General features: G+C 57.5%; 3 protein-coding genes. All 3 read right to left on the minus strand.

Features of this window, described 5'->3' with window-relative positions; all coding sequences use genetic code 11:
- Positions 1-92: 92 nt before the first annotated feature.
- From F6X42_RS42050 to F6X42_RS42060, 3 genes are read right to left on the minus strand one after another with little or no spacing between them, the layout of a single operon-like run.
- Positions 93-1,088: a tyrosine-type recombinase/integrase gene (locus tag F6X42_RS42050; protein ID WP_187639651.1), complete on the minus strand. Its 996-nt coding sequence runs from the start codon at positions 1,086-1,088 to the stop codon at positions 93-95.
- Entirely contained in the window at positions 1,081-2,022 is a 942-nt protein-coding gene (locus tag F6X42_RS42055; protein ID WP_187639652.1) for a tyrosine-type recombinase/integrase, read from the minus strand. The genes F6X42_RS42050 and F6X42_RS42055 overlap by 8 nt, the downstream gene beginning before the upstream one ends.
- Entirely contained in the window at positions 2,019-3,260 is a 1,242-nt protein-coding gene (locus F6X42_RS42060; protein ID WP_222945930.1) for a tyrosine-type recombinase/integrase, read from the minus strand. The genes F6X42_RS42055 and F6X42_RS42060 overlap by 4 nt, the downstream gene beginning before the upstream one ends.
- Between the last annotated feature and the right edge of the window lie 136 nt (positions 3,261-3,396).

Below are 3,396 nucleotides of genomic sequence, written 5' to 3' on the forward strand. Positions count from 1 at the left end.
TGAGTATGGTGTGGTAAAAAATATGTGCCGCTCGCTTGCCAGCGAGGCTAGGGCAGCATCTTTGCGGAAATCGAACAGCACATATTATTCGGCTACAGGGTGCGGAGGAAGGTCATCAGGTCGGGCTGGTCGCGCCATTGCTTTTGTCCTCCGGCAACGCCTTCCACTTCGCATGTCGCCAGCGCCCGCGCCTTCGTTTCCAGATTGATTTCGGCATAGATATTGGTCGTCTCCAACGAAACGTGCCCAAGCCAGCCGCGTATCGTGTTGATGTCGACACCAGCCTGGAGTAGTTGCGAGGCGGTAGTATGGCGGATCACATGTGGGTGCACATTCTTGCCGGCAAGTGACGGCGCGCTGGCGGCGGCACGGATAGCACAGCGCTTGACGAGTGCATGAATGCCGGAGCGGGTCATCGTCTGGTGGAACCGGTTGAGGAACACCGGCGCGGCGGCGTCCCTTCCCCCGGACTGTGAGCGCAACGCATCGAGCGTGGATTTCCAGAGCGGGCACCGGCGATGTTTATTCCCCTTGCCGACAATGCTGACCGAGCGCGTGTGCCAGTCAACGTCGCCAATCTTGAGCTGCGCAGCTTCGCTTGCACGCGCTCCGGAGTTAAACATGAACAGCAGTAACGCATGTTCGCGTTGCCCTTGCGCCGTATTCACGTCGGAGGCAGCAAGCAGAGCGTCCATTTCCTGCTTGCTAAGATAGCTGATCTCCGGCCGACTGGTTCTCTTGACGGGGATCAGATGAATCTGCGCCCACCAGTCGACGTATTCCGGTGCATGTTCGCCGACGAAGCGGGCCAGCGCGTGAATGCCGCCGAGCCGCTGATTTCGTGTGCTGACCGTACAGTGGCGCTGTTCTTCCATGTGCGTCAGGAACAGGCGCACCATTTGCGCGGAGAGATCATCAACGGTCAGGCGGTCGATACGCTTGTCGACCTTGGCGGCCAGATACGGAAGCAACAGCACGAGCATGTCGCGGTAACTTCTTTGCGTATTGATGGCAAGGTTACGTTCGCCCACCAGATACTCGATCAGGAAACGTCGGATCCACGGACCCAGCAGGGATGAGTTATTCATGTTGCACCTCAAGGACGTAAGTTTCAAAGCGCGTGCTAGCTTCATTCAGCAACTCGGGCGTCAGGGTGAGGTAGCGTTGGGTGCCCGCGAGATCAATGTGGCCGAGATAGGTGGCGAGCTGCGGCAACAACAGTTGCAAATCCGCGCCGCAGCGATACCAGGCGATTAGCCGGTGCACTGCGCCTGAGTGCCGCAAATCATGCAGCCTCGGCTGGCAGGACGCACCGCCTTCGCGTTGGATATTTGCCAGGGTGCGCTGTCGCTGAAAGGCCCTGCACACAGCTTTCTGGCTCAGGGGGCGACCATCGCGTAAGCAGAAGAACGGCGCAGCCGGTGCCTGCCCAAATCTCTGGGCGCGTTGCCGGGCATAAGCTTGCATTGCACTATTCAGATCTGCGCCTAGCGGAACCAGCCTCGATCTGTAGAATTTGCTCTCGCGCACGTGCAGGACGGCTTCGTCGAGATTGACGTCCTGCATGGTTAGCCGCAAGGCTTCGCCATGGCGGAGGCAAGCGCCGTACAGAATCAGAATGAGTGCACGCAAAACGTATGCATCCAGCAGACCGTACGGACTGCATGCCGCCGACGCCACGTCGAGCAGGCGCTTTAATTCCTGCTGCGAATAAATATACGGTGTCAGCGGTGGCGGCAATTTCGGACTGTAGCGAGGAAGCGGCGAAGCCGTGACATGTCCACGCGAGAGGGCAAAACGAAACAGGCAGTCAAGCACTGACCTTCTCTTACCCCAATGGTTAGTCAGCGGCCTGTTGCCAGTCAGGAAGTCCTGTACCTGTTCGACTGTGACCGACTCCACATCAATGTTGCCATCAACCCGGCGGCAGAATGAGGCAAGCGTGGCCGCCTCGGACTCGAAGCGCATGCCCAACGCCCGTTTGTGGCTCACATATTGGGCGACAAGTTCGGAGAGCTTCATAGCAGACTCCCCAGATCGATTTCTGCCACACACCTCAGTCCGATCAGGTCAACCTTCGCATAGGTTCTCGTCGACGAAGCGCTGCGATGGCCGAGATGATCGCCGATCTCCTTCAGGGCAAAACCAGCGTCGAGTAAATGCCGGGCGTTTGCGTGCCTCAGGCAATGTGCGCCACGTCGCGGGATATCGATACCAAGCGTCGCGAGACGCGAGCGGACAATGCTACTTACGCGTCCGGGTGATAGCGGTCGGATCGGTGCCTCGACAGACAAGAACAGCTCGCGATGGGCGCTTCGTGGACGCGCTTCCTTCAGGTAGTGCAGAATGGCGTTTCCAACTGTCGCCACCAGCGGGTATTGCTGTGTGCAACGTTGCTTGGGACGATTGACATGAAGGATCTCGCCGCACCAGTCTATATCCTCCAGGCGGAGCCGCACTACCTCGCCGCGCCGCAGTCCGTAGACAACCAGCAGCATGATCATCGCACGGTTGCGTAGATCGATCGTGCTGTCGCCGACAAAGCTGGAGACGAATCTTTGCACATCTTCCCAATCCGGCCCGAGCGGCAAACCCTCCTCTCTATACACCACTGGTGCTTCAATGCCCGACGCAACGTTGGTAGCCCACCCTTGTCCTTCTACGTACCGGAAGAAATTACGGAGCGTGCTCGCAAGCGCGTGTAACGAAGCTCTGGCCCAACCATGGTTGCTTTCGTACGCAAGATAAGCGTCGACATCGTGGATAGTGAGAGCAGCGAGTTCCTTGTCAGGGCGACAGACCGTTGCCAAAAAATGACCGATCTGATCGCGACAGTTTGAAACCGTAGCAGGGGAAAGTCCCCGCTGGTCACGCATGAAATCGACGTAGTGTTCGACATAGCGAACAAATGGTTCTTCCATGGGACGCCATTCCTCCAGAAGCCCCAGAAAGCGCAGCCAGGCCGTGGCGGTATGGATGAACAGAAGCCGCGAGCTGCGGGACTCGTTCGTGCGCTCACTTCGGAGAAGTCGAATCCGATGGTCAACCGCAAACGCGATTTCCTCGTGCGTTATTAACCGCGGGCGGGACAGATCAATGCTCTGTGAAAAAACCAGCAGGATCCACGCGATCTTGCGGATCGACTTAGGCGGATAACCCAGTTCCTGACAATGTATGAGGAAGCGCTTCCTGGATTCCACGCAGGGCGCGAGAGTGTGGGCAGCAAGAGCATGCGGACGCGTAAAGAGAGTCTCAAACATGATGTTCCCCCAATGTTGATCAGTGGAATATCAGTATCAGCCTGAAATTATGTCGTCATGGACGCGTCAACCTGGGAGGCAATACAGGGTCATCGAGAGACACCGCGACATTTTTTTTACCACACCATACTCGTTC

The sequence above is a fragment of the Paraburkholderia podalyriae genome (assembly GCF_014397785.1).
GTDB classification, from domain to species: domain Bacteria; phylum Pseudomonadota; class Gammaproteobacteria; order Burkholderiales; family Burkholderiaceae; genus Paraburkholderia; species Paraburkholderia podalyriae.